This window comes from Gordonia sp. NB41Y, from assembly GCF_030718915.1.
Taxonomy (GTDB): domain Bacteria; phylum Actinomycetota; class Actinomycetes; order Mycobacteriales; family Mycobacteriaceae; genus Gordonia; species Gordonia desulfuricans.
The window spans coordinates 2,172,377-2,191,170 of sequence record NZ_CP132196.1; the positions used below are offsets into that span (position 1 = coordinate 2,172,377).

Annotated in this window: 20 protein-coding genes; 8 read left to right on the forward strand and 12 right to left on the reverse strand. The window is 67.8% G+C overall.

Annotated features, from left to right (window positions below):
- Nucleotide 1: 1 nt before the first annotated feature.
- On the reverse strand, nt 2–499 hold the full coding sequence (locus tag Q9K23_RS09325; RefSeq protein ID WP_053778160.1) for a hypothetical protein: 498 nt from the start codon (nt 497–499) through the stop codon (nt 2–4).
- A gap of 372 nt (nt 500–871) precedes the next feature.
- Nucleotides 872–2,257, reverse strand: a complete 1,386-nt coding sequence (gene lpdA / locus Q9K23_RS09330) for a dihydrolipoyl dehydrogenase (protein ID WP_082366038.1) — start codon at nt 2,255–2,257, stop codon at nt 872–874.
- Between the two features lie 140 nt (nt 2,258–2,397).
- On the opposite strand from lpdA, the gene Q9K23_RS09335 reads away from it, so the two are divergent.
- Both Q9K23_RS09335 and Q9K23_RS09340 read left to right on the forward strand, forming a co-directional pair.
- Entirely contained in the window at nt 2,398–3,030 is a 633-nt protein-coding gene (locus Q9K23_RS09335; protein WP_305950483.1) for a TetR/AcrR family transcriptional regulator, read from the forward strand.
- Nucleotides 3,027–4,265: an NADH:flavin oxidoreductase gene (locus Q9K23_RS09340; RefSeq protein WP_059037729.1), complete on the forward strand. Its 1,239-nt coding sequence runs from the start codon at nt 3,027–3,029 to the stop codon at nt 4,263–4,265. The genes Q9K23_RS09335 and Q9K23_RS09340 overlap by 4 nt, the downstream gene beginning before the upstream one ends.
- Before the next feature lies 1 nt (nt 4,266).
- On the opposite strand, the gene Q9K23_RS09345 is transcribed toward Q9K23_RS09340, so the two are convergent.
- From Q9K23_RS09345 to Q9K23_RS09375, 7 genes are read right to left on the reverse strand one after another with little or no spacing between them, the layout of a single operon-like run.
- Nucleotides 4,267–5,277 (reverse strand): putative zinc-binding metallopeptidase, encoded by a 1,011-nt coding sequence (locus Q9K23_RS09345; protein WP_020791318.1) that lies wholly within the window; start codon nt 5,275–5,277, stop codon nt 4,267–4,269.
- A gap of 34 nt (nt 5,278–5,311) precedes the next feature.
- Nucleotides 5,312–6,178, reverse strand: coding sequence for a sulfurtransferase (locus tag Q9K23_RS09350; RefSeq protein WP_244882730.1), 867 nt, complete (start codon nt 6,176–6,178; stop codon nt 5,312–5,314).
- Nucleotides 6,179–6,183: 5 nt separating this feature from the next.
- The gene (locus tag Q9K23_RS09355) at nt 6,184–6,795 is read right to left on the reverse strand and encodes a TetR family transcriptional regulator (RefSeq protein WP_020791317.1); all 612 of its coding nucleotides are present in this window, start codon (nt 6,793–6,795) and stop codon (nt 6,184–6,186) included.
- Nucleotides 6,792–7,970 carry an FAD-dependent oxidoreductase gene (locus Q9K23_RS09360; protein ID WP_053778159.1) on the reverse strand — a complete coding sequence of 393 codons (1,179 nt, stop codon included), beginning with the start codon at nt 7,968–7,970 and terminating at the stop codon, nt 6,792–6,794. Before Q9K23_RS09360 ends, Q9K23_RS09355 begins: the two co-directional genes overlap by 4 nt.
- Nucleotides 7,967–8,146, reverse strand: a complete 180-nt coding sequence (locus Q9K23_RS09365; RefSeq protein WP_020789793.1) for a rubredoxin — start codon at nt 8,144–8,146, stop codon at nt 7,967–7,969. Before Q9K23_RS09365 ends, Q9K23_RS09360 begins: the two co-directional genes overlap by 4 nt.
- Entirely contained in the window at nt 8,143–8,307 is a 165-nt protein-coding gene (locus Q9K23_RS09370; protein ID WP_020789789.1) for a rubredoxin, read from the reverse strand. Before Q9K23_RS09370 ends, Q9K23_RS09365 begins: the two co-directional genes overlap by 4 nt.
- Nucleotides 8,304–9,533, reverse strand: a complete 1,230-nt coding sequence (locus tag Q9K23_RS09375) for an alkane 1-monooxygenase (RefSeq protein WP_053778158.1) — start codon at nt 9,531–9,533, stop codon at nt 8,304–8,306. The genes Q9K23_RS09370 and Q9K23_RS09375 overlap by 4 nt, the downstream gene beginning before the upstream one ends.
- Before the next feature lie 151 nt (nt 9,534–9,684).
- Between Q9K23_RS09375 and Q9K23_RS09380 the strand changes: the two genes are divergently transcribed.
- Complete coding sequence (locus Q9K23_RS09380) at nt 9,685–10,518, forward strand: siderophore-interacting protein (RefSeq protein ID WP_020789792.1); 834 nt, start codon at nt 9,685–9,687, stop codon at nt 10,516–10,518.
- A gap of 275 nt (nt 10,519–10,793) precedes the next feature.
- On the opposite strand, the gene Q9K23_RS09385 is transcribed toward Q9K23_RS09380, so the two are convergent.
- The gene (locus Q9K23_RS09385; protein WP_053778168.1) at nt 10,794–11,657 is read right to left on the reverse strand and encodes an SDR family oxidoreductase; all 864 of its coding nucleotides are present in this window, start codon (nt 11,655–11,657) and stop codon (nt 10,794–10,796) included.
- Between the two features lie 55 nt (nt 11,658–11,712).
- Nucleotides 11,713–12,255: a MarR family winged helix-turn-helix transcriptional regulator gene (locus Q9K23_RS09390; protein WP_261978041.1), complete on the reverse strand. Its 543-nt coding sequence runs from the start codon at nt 12,253–12,255 to the stop codon at nt 11,713–11,715.
- 111 nt (nt 12,256–12,366) lie between these two features.
- Between Q9K23_RS09390 and Q9K23_RS09395 the strand changes: the two genes are divergently transcribed.
- Both Q9K23_RS09395 and Q9K23_RS09400 read left to right on the forward strand, forming a co-directional pair.
- Nucleotides 12,367–13,902 carry an MFS transporter gene (locus Q9K23_RS09395; RefSeq protein WP_020791171.1) on the forward strand — a complete coding sequence of 512 codons (1,536 nt, stop codon included), beginning with the start codon at nt 12,367–12,369 and terminating at the stop codon, nt 13,900–13,902.
- A gap of 23 nt (nt 13,903–13,925) precedes the next feature.
- On the forward strand, nt 13,926–14,735 hold the full coding sequence (locus Q9K23_RS09400; protein ID WP_020791168.1) for an SDR family oxidoreductase: 810 nt from the start codon (nt 13,926–13,928) through the stop codon (nt 14,733–14,735).
- Between the two features lie 31 nt (nt 14,736–14,766).
- Here the strand turns inward: Q9K23_RS09400 and Q9K23_RS09405 are convergent, their stop codons facing one another.
- Nucleotides 14,767–15,444 (reverse strand): GntR family transcriptional regulator, encoded by a 678-nt coding sequence (locus Q9K23_RS09405; protein WP_053778157.1) that lies wholly within the window; start codon nt 15,442–15,444, stop codon nt 14,767–14,769.
- Between the two features lie 133 nt (nt 15,445–15,577).
- On the opposite strand from Q9K23_RS09405, the gene Q9K23_RS09410 reads away from it, so the two are divergent.
- The 3 genes from Q9K23_RS09410 to Q9K23_RS09420 are packed head-to-tail and all read left to right on the forward strand — an operon-like array spanning nt 15,578 to nt 18,792.
- Nucleotides 15,578–16,756, forward strand: coding sequence for an acyl-CoA dehydrogenase family protein (locus Q9K23_RS09410; RefSeq protein WP_020791169.1), 1,179 nt, complete (start codon nt 15,578–15,580; stop codon nt 16,754–16,756).
- 43 nt (nt 16,757–16,799) lie between these two features.
- Complete coding sequence (gene fabG, locus Q9K23_RS09415; RefSeq protein ID WP_020791176.1) at nt 16,800–17,546, forward strand: 3-oxoacyl-ACP reductase FabG; 747 nt, start codon at nt 16,800–16,802, stop codon at nt 17,544–17,546.
- Nucleotides 17,547–17,565: 19 nt separating this feature from the next.
- A complete protein-coding gene (locus Q9K23_RS09420) occupies nt 17,566–18,792 on the forward strand; it encodes an acetyl-CoA C-acetyltransferase (RefSeq protein WP_020791167.1) in 1,227 nt (408 codons plus the stop codon).
- Nucleotides 18,793–18,794: the final 2 nt, after the last annotated feature.

An 18,794-nucleotide genomic window follows, 5' to 3' on the forward strand; every position in this document is an offset into this window, starting at 1 on the left:
TCTAGTCCAGACCGATCTTTCCGTCGAAGGTGAACGGCGTTGTGCCGGGCTCACATCCATGGAAGGAGGAGGTCGCCATCGGCCCCACCACACCCACCATGTCGGGCGCGCCCTTGCGGACGGTGATCTGGACGGCATAGGCGCCCTTCAGGCCGGCCGGGACCAGGTCGGGCGATGTCGCATCGATCGGATAGATCAGAGATCCGGTGTCGCCCTTGGTGTAGATGCACGTCACCGGCCCCTTGACCTGCACCGGAAGGCGGTTGCGGCCGTCCATCACGGTCGCGACATAGGTGCCGCTGGTCTCACCGGACTTCGTCCGGTCACCGTGGGCTTCGATGTGGAGCAGGTGCACTCCGGGGGCGATCGCGAGATCTCCCGAGATATCGAGCATCGCAGGCTTTTCCGCGGATGCCGGCGCCACGGCGACACCGGCCCCGCCGACTGCGATGACGCTGATCCCGATTGCCGTGACCGCACGGCGGATACGAATGTTCATGACAACCACTCCCTCTCGTGGACGAGTCGGATCGGTCACGTGATCGTCAGTGTAGGCGCATCCACCGCCGAGGTCACTACCCCGATTGGTCGCGAAAGCCCGCTTTGCGCGCTATCTCCCTTGCGGTTCAAGGAGTACAGCTCGAGAGTTGGACGCACCCACCTCCGAAGTGGTCGACATCCGAGTTCGGCCGGCGGAGGTTTCGACACGTCTCGTCGCTACGCTCCTCATCGGCTCAACCACCGAAGACACACGTCTCGTCGCTACGCTCCTCATCGGCTCAACCATCCACTGTCACTTGCAGGGTGAAAGACGAGAACTCCCACCCGCAGATCGTGTGGGTGGGAGTTCTCGTCGGGATCGTAGCTGTTCCTACAGGTTGATCATGTGCCCGATCGCGCCATGGAACGTTTCTTGCAGTGCCTCACTCATCGTCGGATGGGTGTGGACGTTGCGGGCGAGTTCCTTGGCGGTGAGGTCCCACTTGTGGGCCAGGGTCATCTCGGGGAGCATCTCGGAGACGTTGTCGCCCACGAGGTGTCCGCCGAGCAGTTCGTCGGTGTCGGCGTTGGTGATCAGCTTGACGAAGCCTGCGGTCTCGCCGAGTCCCTGGGCCTTGCCGTTGGCGCTGAACGGGAACGACGTCGCCTTGACGTTGTAGCCCTCGTCGCGTGCCTGCTGTTCGGTCAGGCCGAAGGAGGCGACCTGCGGCTGGCAGAAGGTGGCGCGCGGCATGAACCGGTAGTCACCGAGGGTCATGGTCTCGGCGCCGGCCATGGTCTCGGCGGCCACCACGCCCTGCGCCTCGGCCACGTGGGCGAGCTGCAGCTTGGCGGTGACGTCGCCGATGGCGTAGATGCCGTCGACGTTGGTGCGCATGTGGTCGTCGATCGCGATGGCGCCACGGTCGGTGAGGGCCACCCCGGTCTTGTCCAGGCCGAAGCCCTCGACGCGCGGCGCGAAGCCGACGGACATGAGGACCTTGTCGACGGTGATCGAGCCGTCCTTGTCCTTGGCGTCCTTGTAGGTGACGGTGACGTTGCCGCCGTTGTCGGTGACGGTCTGCACCTTGGTGGAGGTGAGGACCTTGACGCCGAGCTTCTTGTATTCCTTGGCGATGGCCTTGGAGACGTCGACGTCCTCGTTGGGCAGGACGCGGTCGAGGAACTCGACGATGGTGACGTCGACGCCGTAGTTGGCCAGGACGTACCCGAACTCCATGCCGATCGCGCCGGCACCCACGATGACGATGGACGACGGCAGGTCGCGGGTGAGGATCTGGGTCTCGTAGGTCACGACGTTGTCGGAGAGCTGAACACCCGGCAGCAGCTTGACGGTGGAGCCGGTGTCGATGATGACGTTGTCGAAGGTGATCGTCCGGTCGCCGACCTGGATGGTCTTGGCGTCGGTGAAGACACCGTAGCCGTCGATCTCGGTGATCTTGTTCTTCTTCATCAGGAAGTGGACACCCTTGACGATGCCCTCGGAGACCTTGCGGCTGCGGTCGAACGCGGAGCCGAAGTCGAACGACACCTCGCCCGACATGCCGTAGGTCTTGGCCTGATGGTTGAAGATGTGGGCCAGTTCGGCGTTCCGGAGAAGCGCCTTGGACGGGATACACCCGACGTTCAGACAGACACCGCCCCAGTACTTCTCTTCGATGACGGCGGTCTTCATGCCCAGTTGGGCGGACCGGATCGCGGCCACATACCCACCTGGACCAGCACCCAGGACAACTGTTTGGAAGTGTTCAGACACGCCCTCCAGCCTACGTCGCAGGCCATCCGGGCCGCAGTGCGTCCCCACTACCGGTCGGTAACCCGGTCACGGGACGGCCGCACAACCCGGTTTCAATCACTGATTGAATCAGTGATTGAACTGTGCTTGAATCAGAATCCATGGCCCCCATCAGCCCACTTCCCGATCGGGCCGACACCCGGGACATGCTGCTGACCGTCGCCGAACGACTGTTCCTGGCCGACGGCTACGACAAGGTGTCGGTACGGTCGATCTGCGCCGGCGCGGGTGTGAACCCGGCGGCGGTGCACTACCACTTCGGCTCCAAGGACGGCCTGACCACAGCCCTGATCGAAACCCGTCTGGCACCGCTGTGGGCCGATCCCCTCGAGGCCATCGACACCTCGCCGGATGCCGGCACGACGGTCGCCGACGTGGTGACGGTGATCGTCGCACCGTTCGTGGCCCTGCACGCCGATCCGCTCGGACACCTGCACCTGCAGCTGCTGGCCCGGTTCGTCGACGACCACCCCGATGCCACCTGGTCGCGCCCGTGGTTCCACCTCGACGAGTGGGCCACCGTCCTGACCGCACTGGTCCCCGGCCTCGACGCCGCCAATGCCCGCCGCCGCTGGGCGCTGGCCTTCGCCCTGCTGCTGACGCGGTTCGGCGGGCAGCGGTCGTTGTCGGCGGAGTCGATCAGCACCCTCACGCAGTTCGTCAACGCCGGTCTCGACGCCCCCGCCGATCCGGCACAGCCCCATCCGGCACAGCCCCAGAGGAGAGATCGATGACCAGCCCGGCCCACATCCCGCCCGACCCCGCCACCCCCGACCCGTTCGCCCCCGCCCGGCTCGGACCGCTGCACCTGCGCAACCGGCTGATCAAATGCGCCACCTTCGAGGGCCGCACCCCCGACGCGCTGGTCACCGAGGACCTCATCGAGTTCCACCGGGAGACCGCGGCCGGTGGCGTCGCGATCAGCACCGTCGCCTACTGCGCGGTGTCACCGGAGGGTCGCACCGACCGCCATCAGATCTACCTGCGCCCCGAGGCCGCACCCGGCCTCACCCAGCTGACCGCCGCCATCCACGGCGAGGGTGCCCTGGCCGCCGCGCAGATCGGACATGCCGGCCCGGTCGCCAACTCCATCTCCAATCGTGCTCCGGCACTGGCCGCCTCACGGATTCCGGCCCCGATGGGCATGGCACTGTGCAAATCTCCCGACGCCGACGACATCGCGGCCCTGCGCGCGACCTTTCGCCGTGCGGCCCGTATCGCCGTCGACTCCGGATTCGATGCGCTCGAAATCCATTGTGGCCACAACTATCTGATCAGTTCGTTCCTGTCACCGTTGCTCAACCGCCGTCACGACGGATACGGCGGATCGCTGGTCAACCGGGCACGGCTGGCGCGCGAGGTCCTCGAATCGGTTCGTGAGGAGGTCGGCGACGGCGTCGCGGTCTGGGCCAAACTCAACATGTACGACGGCGTGGGTGCGATCGGCGCACCGCGTCGACCCTGGCACGGTTTCAACGTCGACGAAGCATGCCAGGTGGCGCAGCTGTTCGAGACCGACGGCCACCTCGATGCCATCGAACCCACCGCGGGCAGTTCACTTCTCAACCCGATGTATCTGTTCCACGGCGAGGCCCCCCGCGCCGCGTTCGCCGATGCGTTCAGCGGTCCGATGAAGTGGGGACTCAAGGTCGGCGGCCCGTTCTTCCTCAAGCGCTACCAGTACCACTCCGGATACCTGCTGCCACTGGCACGGCGGTTGCGCGAGGCCGTCGACCTGCCGATCATCGCGCTCGGCGGCATCACCGACCGCGCCAGTATGGACGAGGTGCTCGGCGAGGGCTTCGACTTCCTCGCGATGGGACGCGCCCTGCTGCGCGAACCCGATCTGCCGCAACGGATCAGCGCAGACCCCACCACACAGTCGCAGTGCATCCACTGCAATCTGTGCATGCCGACCATCTACACCCGCACCGAGTGCCCCATCCGCGAGGAGGCCGCCGTGCGCTGACCTACCGGTCGGCGGTCACCAGTGTGTGGATGAACTCCATCTTGTCCAGGACCGGCTGCGGCAGGACGAACGGGTAGAGATCCTGGTGTCCCATCGACCGGTTGATCTGGTTGAGCGACCAGCTCAGCGGCAGCCACCACTCGATGATCCGCTCGAAGCCCACCGTGCCCGGCAGGTCGGCGTCGAGGGTGGCGCCGGCCGGTGCCAGGGCGAATGCCGCTGCGGTGTCGAGGGTGTCGCGGATGTGCAGGTAGTGGGCGAAGGTCTCGGCCCAGTCCTCGGCGGGATGCATGGTGGCATAGGACGACACGTAGTCGTCCGCCCAGCCCGACGGCGGCCCCTCGGAGTAGTGACGGTCCAGCTCGGCCTGGTAGTCGGTGTCGGGATCGCCGAACAGTTCCTCGTAGCGTTCGCGATTCGGCCCGTCGCCGACGAGGACCATCTGGTAGAAATGCCCGATCTCGTGGCGGAAGTGGCCGATCAGGGTTCGGTACGGCTCGTCCATCGACACGCGCAGTTCTTCGCGGTGCACGTCGTCACCCTCGGCGAGGTCGAGGGTGATCACCCCGTTGGCGTGGCCGGTGGTCACCGGGTTCACCGCGCTGGAGAGCAGGTCGAAGGCGAGGCCGTTGTCGGGATCGGTGTCCTTGCCGATGATCGGCAGCGACAGTTCGTCGAGTTCCAGCACCACACGGCGCTTGGCGAGTTCGGATTCGGCCCAGGCGGCCAGGGCATCGGCGTCGTCGTCGCCGGGCCGGGTGCGGGTGAGCCGGCACGATTCACACAGCGACGGCGATCCCTCGCCGCGCTCGACGAGCCAGTTGCACGCGGCCACATCGGCATCGGCACACCGTTGCAGCGGTGTGCCGTCGACGTCGGCACGGCCGTCGTCGTCGAGCACCACGATGGTCCGAGACTTCAGGTGAAAACCCAGCGCCCGACCACAATTGAGGCACAGGGAGTTCTCGAAGGTCAGCTGTTGGCCACATTCCCGACATAAGAAATCGCGCATTGCCGTACTCCTGACGACTGGTCGACGGTTCGGTCTAGGGCTGCGCACCCGATCCGGCAGGACGATTCGGATCAGCCGACCACTGCGACCACGAACCCGGAAACAGAATCCCCTCGAATCCGGCGATCTCGATCGCGGCCAACTCATGGGCCGCGTTCACCCCGGACCCACAGTAGACGACGGCGCGCGTTGCGTCGGTGACCCCGGCCGCGGTGAAACGCTCACGCAACTGCGACGGTGACAGGAACCGGCCGTCGGCGTCGAGGTTCCCGGCGGTGGGAACGCTGTGCGCACCGGGGATGTGTCCGGCGCGGGGATCGACCGGTTCGGTCTCACCGCGGTAGCGTTCACCGGCGCGGGCATCGAGCAGCAGCGCAGGCGACGGCGTGTCCCCGGCCGCGATGCGTGCGGAGAGGTCGGCCACCTCGTCGACGGTGACCGTCGGCAGATGGCCCGCCGACAACGTCACCCGACCGGGCCGCGGGGTCGCATCCCCTTTCGACAGACGCATCCCGGCGGCATCCCAGGCACCGAGTCCGCCGTCGAGGATCCGGACGTCGGTGAGCCCGCCCCAGCGCAGCAGCCACCAGGCGCGGGCCGAGGCGAGGTTGCCGATGTCGTCGTAGACCACCACACGGCTGGTGTCGTCGAGCCCCCAGCGCCGGGCGGCGTCCTGCAGTCGAGCCGGCGACGGCAGCGGATGCCGGCCGAGTTCCGGCGACGGCGGGTCGGCGAGTTCGGTGTCGAGGTCGACGTACACCGAGCCCGGGAGATGTCCCTGGCGGTACCGCTCGTGTCCGTCGGTGCGGCCGAGCTGCCAGCGCACGTCGAGGATCACCGGCGGTGCCGACGACAGCATCGCATCGGTCAGTTCCTCGACACCGATCAGGATGTCGCTCACCACCCTCACACCCTTCCTCTGCCCTCGCGGGCGGCCTCGACCGCCGGGGCCATCACGGCGGCCAGGTCGGCCGCCACGTCACGGTCGCCCTCGGGCGGCATCGCGACATAACTCAGTGCCATCCGTGCGATGGCACGCGAGATCCGTTCCGCGTCGGTGGCGGCGAGGCCGGTCCACGACTCGCTGAAGGTCTCGGTCAGCAGTGCGCTCGCAGACGTGATCAGCGGTCCGGCGTCGGTGGTGATCAGTCGCAGCAGGTCCGGTTTGGCCTCACCACGCTGCAGGGAACCGATCAGCGGATCGGCCGCGGCCTGGGTGAAGAACCTCGCGAACCCGTCGTGCAGTGCGGCGTCGGCGTCACCGGGATGGCCCTCGACGGCCTCGCGCATGACCCCGGCGAACTCGGTGGCCAGCCGCAGCGCGTACGCCTGCGCCAGGCCGTTGCGGGAGCCGAACTCGTTGTAGACGGTCTGGCGGCTGACCCCGGAGATCCCCGCGACGTCGGCCATCGTCACCGCCGGCCAGTCCTTGTCCAGCAGCAGGTCGCGCAGCCCGTCGAGCAGCGTCGTCCGCAGCAGCGCCTTGCTTGCCTCCGCGAACGTCCGCCTGGTGGTCACGCCGACGAGGTTACCGACGCGATCTCCTGCTGTACCGCCCGGCCTTCGCGGGGTCGGCCCACCGTCACCCCGCCGACGAGGGTCGATCCGGTGAACACGCGGACCGTGGCGTCCCGCGCGTGCAGGTCACCGTCCACCTCGATCCGACGATCCGGCCCGGACCCGCCGGGCCATCCCGCGATCTGGACGCTGATCCCGTACTGCACGGTGAAGGCCAGCGGCACACCCGTGTAGGCCGGGGCGGGCAGGCCGTCGAGGTCGGCGATCGCCGACAGTGCGGCCGCCTTGCCCTGTTCGGTGGCCGCCATCCAGTGGTCGGCGCGCGACGGCTCCCCGGTGAGCGGGTGGGGTGGCGCGGCCACGTCACCGGCCGCATAGACACCGGCCGCACACCTCCCGTCGATCCCGGCACGCAGCCGATCGTCGACGACGATGCCCGCCGCGGTGACGGTGATCCCGGCGGTCTCGGCCGCACGCACATCCGGGCGGATGCCGAGGGCCTCCACCAGGGCCGGAGCGGGGGTGACGGCCGGAGCAGTGGCCGCGGCACCGATGCCGCCGGGCGCCCCACCGCAGTGCAGGCGCACCCCGTGACGTGTGTGCAACTCGGCCAAGAACTCCGAGACAGGTTCGGGGACAACCCGTTCCATCACCCGCCCGGACCGCTCGTGGACGTCCACCGGGTATCCGGCAGCGGCCGCCGAGGCGGCGAGTTCGAGCCCGATGAGTCCGGCGCCGATCACCCTCAGCGCGCCCCGGTCACCGATCTGGGCCCGGATGCGTTCGGCGTCGACGCGGGTGCGCAGGGTCATCGCGGCATCGTCGGCGCCGGTGGTGACGGCGGTACCGCCGGTGGCGAGGATCAGGACGTCATAGCGCAGGGCGGTGCCGTCGTCGAGCAGCACGATCCGCCGGTCCGGGTCGATGTGTTCGACGGTGAGCCCGGTCCGCAGCGTGATCTGCCGGTCGGCCCACTGGGACTGCGTACGCAGCGCGATCCGGTCGGCCGAGAGGTCCGCGCGCATCAGGTCCTTGGAGAGCGCGGTGCGCCGGTACGGCAGTCCCGGTTCGTCGCCGATCACGGTGATCTGGCCCGGGAAGCCGTTGGCACGCAGCGTTTCCGCGGCGGTCATCCCGGCGATCCCGGCGCCTGCGATCACCGCCGTGGCACTCACGCGCGGGTCACCTCGACCATCTCGAAGTCGGCCTTGGCGGCCCCGCAGTCCGGGCAGCTCCAGTCGTCGGGGATGTCGTCCCAGCGGGTTCCGGGACTGATGTCCTCCTCGGGCCAACCGAGCGCCTCGTCGTACTCGAAGCCGCACTGGACGCAGCGGAAGACTTTGTAGTTCATGGTTTCTCCTCGAAGTCGATCTTCTCTCGGACCCCGCAGTCGGGGCAGGCCCAGTCGTCGGGCACGTCGGTCCAGGCGGTTCCGGCGGGGAATCCCTCGCGCGGCGCACCGGCGGTCTCGTCGTAGACGTAGTCGCAGACCGGGCACAGGTAGGCGCTCATCCGGCCGTCTCCACGCCGTGCCGGGCCAGGATGCGGGCGGCCTTGCGCGGCTGCAGATTCGCCTGGGTGATGTCGCCGTCGTAGTGGTCGAGGACCCGATGGTCCATCACCTTGCGCCACAGCGGCGGAATGTAGGTGAGACCGATCATGCTGGCGTATCCGCTCGGCAGGTTCGGCGCCTCGTCGAAGGACCGCAGCGTCTGGTAGCGGCGGGTGGGGTTGGCGTGATGATCGCTGTGCCGCTGCAGGTGATAGAGGAAGATGTTGGTGCAGATGTGGTCGGAGTTCCAGCTGTGTCGCGGGGCGCATCGTTCGTAGCGCCCGCTCGCGGTCTTCTGCCGCAGCAGCCCGTAGTGCTCGAGGTAGTTCACCGATTCCAGCAGGGAGAACCCGTAGACTGCCTGGATCAGCGCGAACGGCAGCACCTGCCAGCCGAAGATCGCCGCCAGCGCCCCCCACAGCACGATGGTCATCGCCCAGGCGTTGACGACGTCGTTGCTGGGGTGCCACACCGGCCGGTCGAGGCGTTCCATCCGCTTGGCCTCCAGCTCCCAGGCCGAGCGGAGGCTACCGAACACGCTGCGCGGCAAGAAGGTCCAGAAGCTCTCACCGAAACGTGAGCTCGCGGGGTCCTCCGGGGTCGCGACGCGCACGTGGTGGCCGCGGTTGTGCTCGATGTAGAAGTGGCCGTAGGCGGTCTGCGCGAGGGTGATCTTGGAGAACCAGCGTTCGAGCTCCTCCTTCTTGTGCCCCATCTCGTGGGCGGTGTTGATACCCACCCCGCCCATCACCCCGACGGTGAAGGTGACCCCGAGCTTGGACGCCAGGCCCAGCCCGCCGTCGATGCCGAGCCAGGAGAGGTCCGACGCGGTCCACAGATAGCAGGCGAAGACCAGGCTGGCCATCTGGAACGGGATGAACGCGTAGGTGCAGTAGCGGTAGTACTTGTCGTTCTCCAGCTGCGCCATCAGTTCTTCGGGCGGGTTCTGGCCGTCGGGACCGAAGAACAGGTCGGCGATCGGCAACAGGATGTAGAGCAGGATCGGACCGAACCACCACCACACCGGGGCCACCACATCCCAGCCGAGCGCGTTGAACGCCGCCACCAGGCCGGTGCCGATGAACAGGGCGGTGGGCGGGATCAGGCCGAGCAGCCACAGATACCGCTTCTTGTCTTTCCAGTCGAGCACCTCCGGGGTGCTCGCCACGGTCTCGTGCGATGACATCGCGCATCTCCTCCTGTGTCGCGGGTCACTCTCAGATTTCGACAATAGCCATTGATAAGTCGTCTGTCTAGACGTTTGAGTATCTGATGTAAAGCAATGGGAGGCGCGGAAAAGATAGGGTGCCCTCAGAAGCCGTGTACCCTGCGGCAGCATGGGGCCCATCACCGCGACCGTCGCCGGCACCGAGTCGATCTCCGCGCATCTGCGACGGCTGTATTTCGATGTCCCGGATCTCTCCGGCCTCGCGCTCCCCGGGATGCCGGACGAGGCAGTCGGCATGTATGTGCCGACCCCGGACGGACCGAATCCCACCGAGGGCCGCAACTATTCGATCCGTCACGTCGACCACGAGGCTCGTACCCTCGCCGTCGACGTCGTCCTGCACGAGCACGGGCCGGTCACCGAGTGGGCGGCCGGTGCCACGGCCGGCGATCGGGTGGAGATGTCACACGCCCGAGGCTGGTTCGCCCCTCCCGCCGGGACCGGGTGGCTCTTGCTGGCCACCGACCTCGCGGGCCTCCCGGCCGCCGCACGTATCCTCGAAGAACTACGCGCACAGCATGATCCAGTACAGATCCTGGTGCTCGCCGAGGTGGTCGACGACGCGGATCTCGCCTACCTCGGGCAGGTCGCCCCTGCCGAGGTCGTACCGATCATCGGCAGCGGCAACGGCGTGTCCCCCAGCCGGCTCGGCACCGCCGTCACCGAGGTCGGCCTGCCCGACGGCCCCGGATACTGCTGGTTCGCCGGCGAGGCGGCGCAGTCCCGGATAGTGCGCAAACACCTACGGCATCAACTTCATTGGCCGAGCAACCGTTACGACGCCATCGGCTACTGGCGCTTCGACGGCGAACGCTGGGCGCAACGCTTCGCCCAGTACGGCGACGAACTGTTCGCGGTGTACCAGAACGCGATCGACGCAGGCAGGTCGGAGAAGCAGGCTGCCGAGGAGTTCGACGAAGCCCTCGAGAAGCTCGGCCTCTAGCTCGATCGGCCATCGAAACACCATGGATGGCCGAGCCGGGACCGAGCCGCCAAGGCGAGGACCCGTGTCGAGGCCCGGTGAGCCGACAATGTTGGCAACCACCCCAGAAGTGGTCACCACCCGACGCCACCTCACCGAGGTTTCGACACGCCTCGTCGCTACGCTCCTCACCGGCTCAACCACCGTAACACGCACTCCCCCAACGATGGTCGAGCCGGGACCGAGCCCCAACCACCCCAGAGGTGGCCACCTCGACAACCCCGGCCGATGCCGGTTCAGTACCGTGCGACCTGGCCTTTCTTGGGCGCCCGATACATCCGCCACAGCACAGCCGGTACGCGGTGCAGCGGCACCGGTCGCGGCCAGTCGGCACCACGCAGCAGTGCCTCGGTGCCGCCGTCGACGGTGATCACCGTCCCGGACATGAAATCGGCTGCAGGTGAGAGCATCTGCATCACCCATGACGCCAGCTGTTCGGAGGTTCCGTACTCGCGGATCGGGATCGGGAAGGAGCGGACGTTCGCGGAGTTCGCGCCGTCGAGCTGCGTCCGCAGCAGGGGCGTCATCACCGGCCCCGGGGCGATCACGTTGACCCGGATTCCGGCACCCGCCCAGTCGGCGCTCGTCCCCACCATGCGGCTCCAGCGGGTGACCGCGATCTTCGACGACGCGTACGCGATCGGTCCGGAGAGCTGCGGTCCGCGGCGCCGGATCATCGCGGTGGCGGCGTCGAGGTCGCCGCGCAGCAGCCGCCGGATCAGGCGCGGCGGCACGAACGGCGTGGCCGTTGTCGAATTCGAGCCGAAGACAACCACTTTGGCCTTGTCTGCGGCGGCCAGCAGCGGCCGGAGCGCCTCCAGCACCTCCACCACGCCGAGCAGGTTCACCTCGATGATCGTGCGTTCGCGTCCCCGCGCGGGGCCGAGGCCGGCGGCCAGCACCACGCCGTCGATACGACCGTCGAGCAGGTCGAGGATCTCGGTGATCGCGGCCCGCCGGCCGGATGCGGTCGACAGGTCGGCGGTGACCTCGCCGCCGTCGCGGTCGACACCGATCACCGTGTGTCCCTGCTCGCGCAGCGCGTCGGCGACGGACTGCCCCATCCCCGACGCCGATCCGGTCACCACATAGGTTCCCACCGAGATGTCCCCCTCCCGCGCCGCAGTGGCGCCCAGCCGTGCCGGCGGTGACGATTCAGCCGTGCCGGCGGTGCTCGCCGGTCGCCTCCACATCCTTGCCTGTCTCGCGGAGTACCCGCCGGTCATATGCCTGATTGAACGCCCGGAGTTCACGCAACAGACCCTCGGGCGTTCCGGGGGCGAGGTCGGCGAAGGTCGCCTCGATGCGGGCCGCGCGCAGCATTCCGTCGTGGTGGAAGGCCTCGCGGCCGGTGTCGGTGGGGCGGACGAAGCGGCTCAGCGATCCCGCCACCTCGAAGCGTTCGAGGTAGCCGTGTTTGATCGCGTTGTTGACCTGTCGATTGACCGTCGACTGTTCGAGGCCGAGTTCCTCGGTGAGTTCACGCAGGGTGCGAGCCCGACCGTCGGAGAGGACCAGCATGATCGCGAACGCCGAGGCCTCGAGCACGGACTCGGCATAGAACTCGGTCTTGCGGCGGTTGAACCGGCGCAGCTCGTCGACGAGGTCTCGGATCAGCGGCGACGGCCACGGGGCGTGGTCGTCGTCACTCACCGCGCCGGAACTCGCCGTGCCGGAACTCACCGCGTCAGCACTCACCGCACATCCTCTCTGCCCAGACAGAAAATGTCCGATTCTTCTCGTGAATCATGCCACGAGTTTGCATATGTACCGTACATATGTACCCTACATAAGTCCAAGGAGGTGCTTATGTCCCCGAACGAGCCATCCACGGCCGCCGAAGGCGCGGCCGGGAAGCAACTCGATACCGAATCCACGCCGCACGCCGAATCGTCGTCCGGCAGCGGTGCCATCGCCACCGTCGTCGCACTGTGTCTGGGCGGCCTGGTGGCCGCCCTCATGCAGACGCTGATCATCCCGATCCAGCCCGAGCTGCCCGAGCTGCTCGGCACCTCGCGCTCGAATGCGTCCTGGGTGATCACCGCGACCCTGCTCGCCGCCGCCGTCGCCATGCCCATCGCCGGTCGCCTCGGCGACATGTTCGGCAAGCAACGAGTGCTGGTCGGCAGCTCCATCCTGCTGCTCGTGGGTTCGCTGGTGTGTGCCCTCAGCTCGTCGCTGATCCCGATGGTCACCGGCCGCGCGATCCAGGGTCTGGCCATGGGCTTCATCCCCGTCGGCATCAGCCTGATGCGTGAGGTCACCCCGCCCAAGATCACCACCATGGCGATCGCCGCGATGAGCGCCACCCTCGGCGTCGGCGGTGCGATCGGCCTGCCGTTGTCGGCGTGGATCGCGCAGACCTGGAACTGGCACGGCCTGTTCTGGACCGCGGCAGCACTGTCGCTCGTCATCATCGCCGCCGTCGTCTTCCTCGTCCCGCATGTCGCCGATGCCACCGGTGGCCGCCTCGACATCGTCGGTGCGATCGGTCTCGCGATCGGCCTGTGCGCCGCACTCATCGGCGTCTCGAAGGGCAACGACTGGGGCTGGGGTTCGGGCACCACGATCGGCATGATCGTCGGCGGTGTGGTGGTGCTGCTCCTGTGGGGCCTCCACCAGCTCAAGACCCCGGAGCCGCTGGTCGACCTGCGGACCACCGCCCGCCCGGCGGTGCTCCTGACCAACATCGCCGCCGTCGCGATCGGCTTCGGCATGATGGCCCAGTCGGTGGTCATCCCGATGCTGCTGGAGATGCCGGAGTCGACCGGCGTCGGCCTGGGCCAGACGATGCTCGCCGCCGGCCTGTGGATGGCGCCCGGTGGCCTGATGATGCTGGTCTTCGCCCCCGTCTCGAGCACCCTGATGAACAAGATCGGCGCCAAGCTCACCCTGGCCATCGGTGCCACCGTGCTGGGTGTCGGCTACCTGATCGCCCTGTTCCTGATGAATTCGCCGTGGCAGCTGATGCTCGCGTCGATCATCATGGCGTCGGGTGTCGGTATCGGCTACGCCGCCATGCCGACGCTGATCATGGGTGCGGTCCCGATCACCGAGGCGGGCTCCGCCGTGGGTCTCAACGGCCTCATGCGTTCGGTCGGCACCACCGTGTCGTCGGCCGTGATGGCCGTCCTGCTGACCACCGCGACCATCGAGCTGGGCGGGCAGTCGCTGCCGTCGATGACCTCGTTCCGGCTCTGCTTCCTGGTGGGTGCCATCGCGGCGTTCGTGGGCGTGGCCATCACGCTTATGATCCCCAAGCGGGGACCGCAGCCGATCCCGGAAGGCGTCGTCATCACCGACGAGGCAGCCGCCGACGACGCAGCCGCCCCCGCAACACGCTGACGGACGGCCGACAAGGAGCGCTGGTGCAGGTCGAGGGGAACATCTTCGTGGTCACCGGTGCCGGAAACGGTATCGGCCGTCGGGTGGCGAGAGAGCTCGTCGCCCGCGGCGGCACCGTGGCCGGCGCCGACCTCGACGCCGGCGGTCTCGAGGAGACCGCCCGGCTGATCGGCCGGCCGGAGCGCTTCACCAGCCACCTCCTGGACATCTCCGACGACGCGGCCGTGGCGGCCTTCCCGGAAACGGTGATCGCCGAGCACGGCCGCGTCGACGGTCTGTTCAACATCGCGGGGATCGCGCAGGACTTCGAGACCGCAGCCGGGATCACCGACGCCCGGCTCGACACGATCATGAAGGTCAACTTCTTCGGCACGGTTGCGATGACCCGCGCCTTCCTCCCCCATCTCGAGGACCGGCCCGACGGCGCGGTCATCATGAACACCTCGAGCCTGTCGGCCATCGTCCCGTTTCCGGGCGCAGCCGTCTACGGCGCCTCGAAGGCCGCCCTCGCCGTCTTCGGATACGTTCTGGCACAAGATCTCCGGGGATCGTCCAAGGTCACCGTGACCACCGTGCTGCCGGGCACCATCTGGACCGACATCGTCCGCACGAGCGCCAACCACCTGGGTACACCCGAGAAGGTGGCCGAGGTGTTCGCGATGAAGCCGGAGAAGGCCGCCACCAAGATGATCGACGCCACCCTCGACGGGCGGATGCGCGTCGTCATCGGCAAGGACGCCCACGTGTTCAACGGTCTGCGCCGCGTCAGCTCACGCCTCGCCGAGCGCGCCGCCTATCTCCAGGTCGGGACGTTCCTCTACCGCAAGAAGTGATCCGACGACCCGCACGCGACGGCGGGTCGCGCTACCCCCAGAACCCGCGCTCACGCAGCAGCGCGACGGCACGATGACCGCCGCGGAGGAAGTGCCCTTCGATCAGCGTCCGCGCCATCCCCGGCGAACGGCTCGCGAGGGCGTCGACGATCTCCTGATGATCACGCAACGACGACGCGACCGATTCGGGATGGGCATCGAAGAACCCCTCCGGGATGGCCCCGCTGAGCAGCTTCAGCTCGGCGATCAGACGCCGGGACCGGGTGCCCTTGTTGATGATCCGGTGAAAATCGAAGTTCAGCCGGTCGATCTCGAACAGATCTGCACTCGACTCCATCCGTGAGGCCACCTCGCGCAACTCGTCGAGCTCGGCCTCGGTGAGGTTGGCCGCGGCCCGCTCGGCGGCCAGCCCGGAGATCACCCCCAGCATCCAGTAGTGGTCGCGGATGTCCTCGGGCGACAGGTCGGCGACGAATGCACCACGCCGCGGGATGGTCTCGACGATGCCCTCGCCGCTCAGCGCGATCAGCGCCTCCCGCACCGGGAGCTTGCTCATCCCGAGCCGCTCGGCGATCGCATCCTGATCGATCTTCGTGCCCGGTCTCAACTCGCCGGAGAAGATGGCCCGACGGATCTCCTGCGCGGCACCCTGCTTGAGCACCGCCGACGCGGACGTATCCCCCACCGGATGCTCCCGGGTGTTGGTCACCGGCCCCTCCTCGACATCTGATCAGCAGCGACGCTACCAGAATCTGATAATCAGGTGCAGACCGGGAACACCGCAACCTGCATATATCTGCTCCTCACTGTTCATGTCCCGGCTGATTTGATAATTTCGAGCCATGGCATCGCCCCAGGAGACGTCACCGGCCGTCGACGCCGACGACTTCGCGCAGATCCGCTCCGTGGTCCACGACTTCATCCGCACCTCCGTCGTGCCCCGTGAACTCGAGATCATGCAGACCGATGCCATCCCCGACGACATCCACACCCAGGCCGCCGAGATGGGGCTGTTCGGCTACGCCATCCCGCAGGAATGGGGCGGCCTCGGCCTCGACCTCACCCAGGACGTCGAGCTGGCCATGGAATTCGGCTACACCAGCCTCTCGCTGCGCTCGATGTTCGGCACCAACAACGGCATCGCAGGCCAGGTCCTGGTGAACTTCGGCACCGACGAACAGAAGCGGGAATGGTTGGAGCGCATCGCCTCCGGCGATGTCGTCGCCTCCTTCGCACTCACCGAACCCGGGGCCGGTTCCAATCCGGCCGGGCTGCACACCACCGCCGGCCGCGACGGCGACGACTGGGTGATCGACGGCCAGAAGCGATTCATCACCAACGCTCCGCTCGCCGACCTCTTCATCGTCTTCGCACGCACACGTCCGGCCGACGACTCCGGCACCGGGATCGCGGTCTTCCTCGTGCCCGCCCGCACCGAAGGCGTCACCGTCGGGGTCAAGGACCGCAAGATGGGTCAGGAGGGCGCATGGACCTCCGATGTGGGTTTCGACGGCGTGCGGGTGCCCGCCGCCGCGCTCGTCGGAGGCGACGAGGATGCCGGCTACCGTGCCGCGATGACCTCGCTGGCCCGCGGCCGGGTGCACATCGCCGCACTCGCCGTCGGTCAGGCGCAACGTGCCCTCGACGAGTCGGTCGCCTACGCCGCACACGCCACCCAGGGCGGAAAGCCCATCGGCTCTTTCCAACTGGTCCAGGCGATGCTCGCCGACCAGCAGACCGGCGTGATGGCCGGCCGCGCGCTGGTCCGCGATGCCGCGGCCAAGTACGTCTCCGGCGAGGACCGGCGTACCGCACCGTCGGTGGCCAAGCTGTTCTGCACCGAGATGGTCGGCAAGGTGGCCGATCTCGCGGTCCAGATCCACGGCGGCACCGGGTACATGCGGGAGGTCCCGGTGGAACGGATCTACCGCGACGTCCGCCTGCTCCGCCTGTACGAGGGCACCAGCGAGATCCAGCGACTCATCATCGGCGGCAACCTGATCCGCGCCGCCTCGAAGTAACCCACGCTTTCCGACGACGACCTCCACGAGACAGGACATCTCCATGCCCGGACCGCTTCTGAACCAGCAGACCGCCGTGATCACCGGCGCCGCACAGGGAATCGGCTTCGCCATCGCAAAGCTCTTCGTCGCCGAGGGGGCGCGTGTGGTCGTCGGCGACATCGACGGTGACGCCGCGGCGAAGGCCGCCACCGAGCTCGGTGGCACCGAGGTGGCGATCGGTGTGCGCTGTGACGTCACCGGCAGCGACGACGTCGATGCACTGCTCGCCGCAGCCGATTCCGCGTTCGGACCGGTCGACGTGATGGTGAACAACGCCGGCATCACCCGCGATGCCACCATGCGCACGATGACCGAGGAGCAGTTCGACCAGGTGATCAACGTCCACCTGAAGGGCACCTGGAACGGGACCCGCAAGGCCGCGGCCATCATGCGCGAACGCAAGTCCGGTGCGATCGTCAACCTCTCGTCGCTGTCCGGCAAGGTCGGCATGGTCGGCCAGACCAACTATTCCGCGGCCAAGGCGGGCATCGTCGGCATGACCAAGGCCGCTGCCAAGGAGATGGCCCACCACGGTGTGCGGATCAACGCCATCCAGCCCGGACTGATCCGCTCGGCGATGACCGAGGCCATGCCGCAGAAGGCCTGGGATCAGAAGATGGCCGAGATACCGATGAAGCGCGCCGGCGAGGTCGACGAAGTCGCAGGCGTCGCACTGTTTCTCGCCTCCTCGCTGTCGTCCTACATGACCGGCACGGTCATGGAGGTCACCGGCGGACGGTTCATGTGAGCCGGCCGGAGAACCCCCGATGAGTACCCCCACCCTGCGACGCGCCGCGATTGTCGCCCCCAACCGCACCGCCGTCGGCACCTACGGCGGCGCACTGCGTGATGTCCCGGTCGAGGACCTGGGTGCGGCCGTGGTCAAGGCCACCGTCACCCGCTCCGGGATCGACCCCGAACGGATCGACGACGTCGTCTTCGCCCAGTCCTACGCCAATTCCGAGGTCCCGTGTGTGGGACGCTGGCTCGCACTGCACGCCGGCCTGCCGATCTCGGTGGGCGGCATGCAACTCGACCGTCGCTGCGGCGGCGGACTGCAGTCACTGGCGACCGCGGCGATGATGGTGCAGACCGGTGCCGCCGACGCCGTGATCGCCGGCGGCGTGGAATCGATGAGCCGGATCGAGTACTACTCGACCACCCAACGGTGGGGGTCCCGCTCGGGAAACGTCACCATGTACGACCGCCTCGATCGCGGACGTGAACGCTCCCAGCCGGTCTGGCGGTTCGGCGAGATCTCCGGGATGATCGAGACCGCGGAGAACCTGGCCCGCGACCACGGCATCTCCCGAGACGCCGCCGACGCCTACGCCGCCCGTAGCCATCGACGCGCCGCCGCCGCATGGGATGGCGGGAGGTTCGACGACGAGATCGTCGAGATCACCGTCCCCCAACGTAAGTCCGATCCGATCGTCTTCGGCCGGGACGAGGGTGTACGCCCGGACTCCACCCCGCAATCCCTGGCACGGCTACGGGCACTGATGCCCGACGGCGTCGTCACCGCGGGCAACGCCAGCCAGCAGAACGACGCCGCCGCCGCGTGCCTGATCGTCGCCGAGGACGCCCTCGACGACCTGGGCCTCGAGCCGATCGGCTTCTTCACCGGCTGGACATCGGCCGGAAGCGAGCCGTCCCGGATGGGGATCGGCCCGGTCCCGGCGGTGCAGAAGCTCGCCGTGCGGCACGGATTCGATTCGGCCGCAGCACTACTCGACTCGGTCGATCTGGTCGAGCTGAACGAGGCCTTCGCCGTCCAGGTCCTCGCGGTCCTCGACGGATGGGGCTGGAACGACCAGGACCGGCTGAACATCAACGGTTCGGGTATCTCGCTGGGACATCCGATCGGCGCCACCGGCGTCCGGATGACCACCACGCTGCTGCACGAACTGCACCGTCGTGGTGGCGGATCCGGCGTGGTGACCATGTGTATCGGCGGCGGGCAAGGGCTCGCCGCACTCGTGGAGGCAGTGTGACC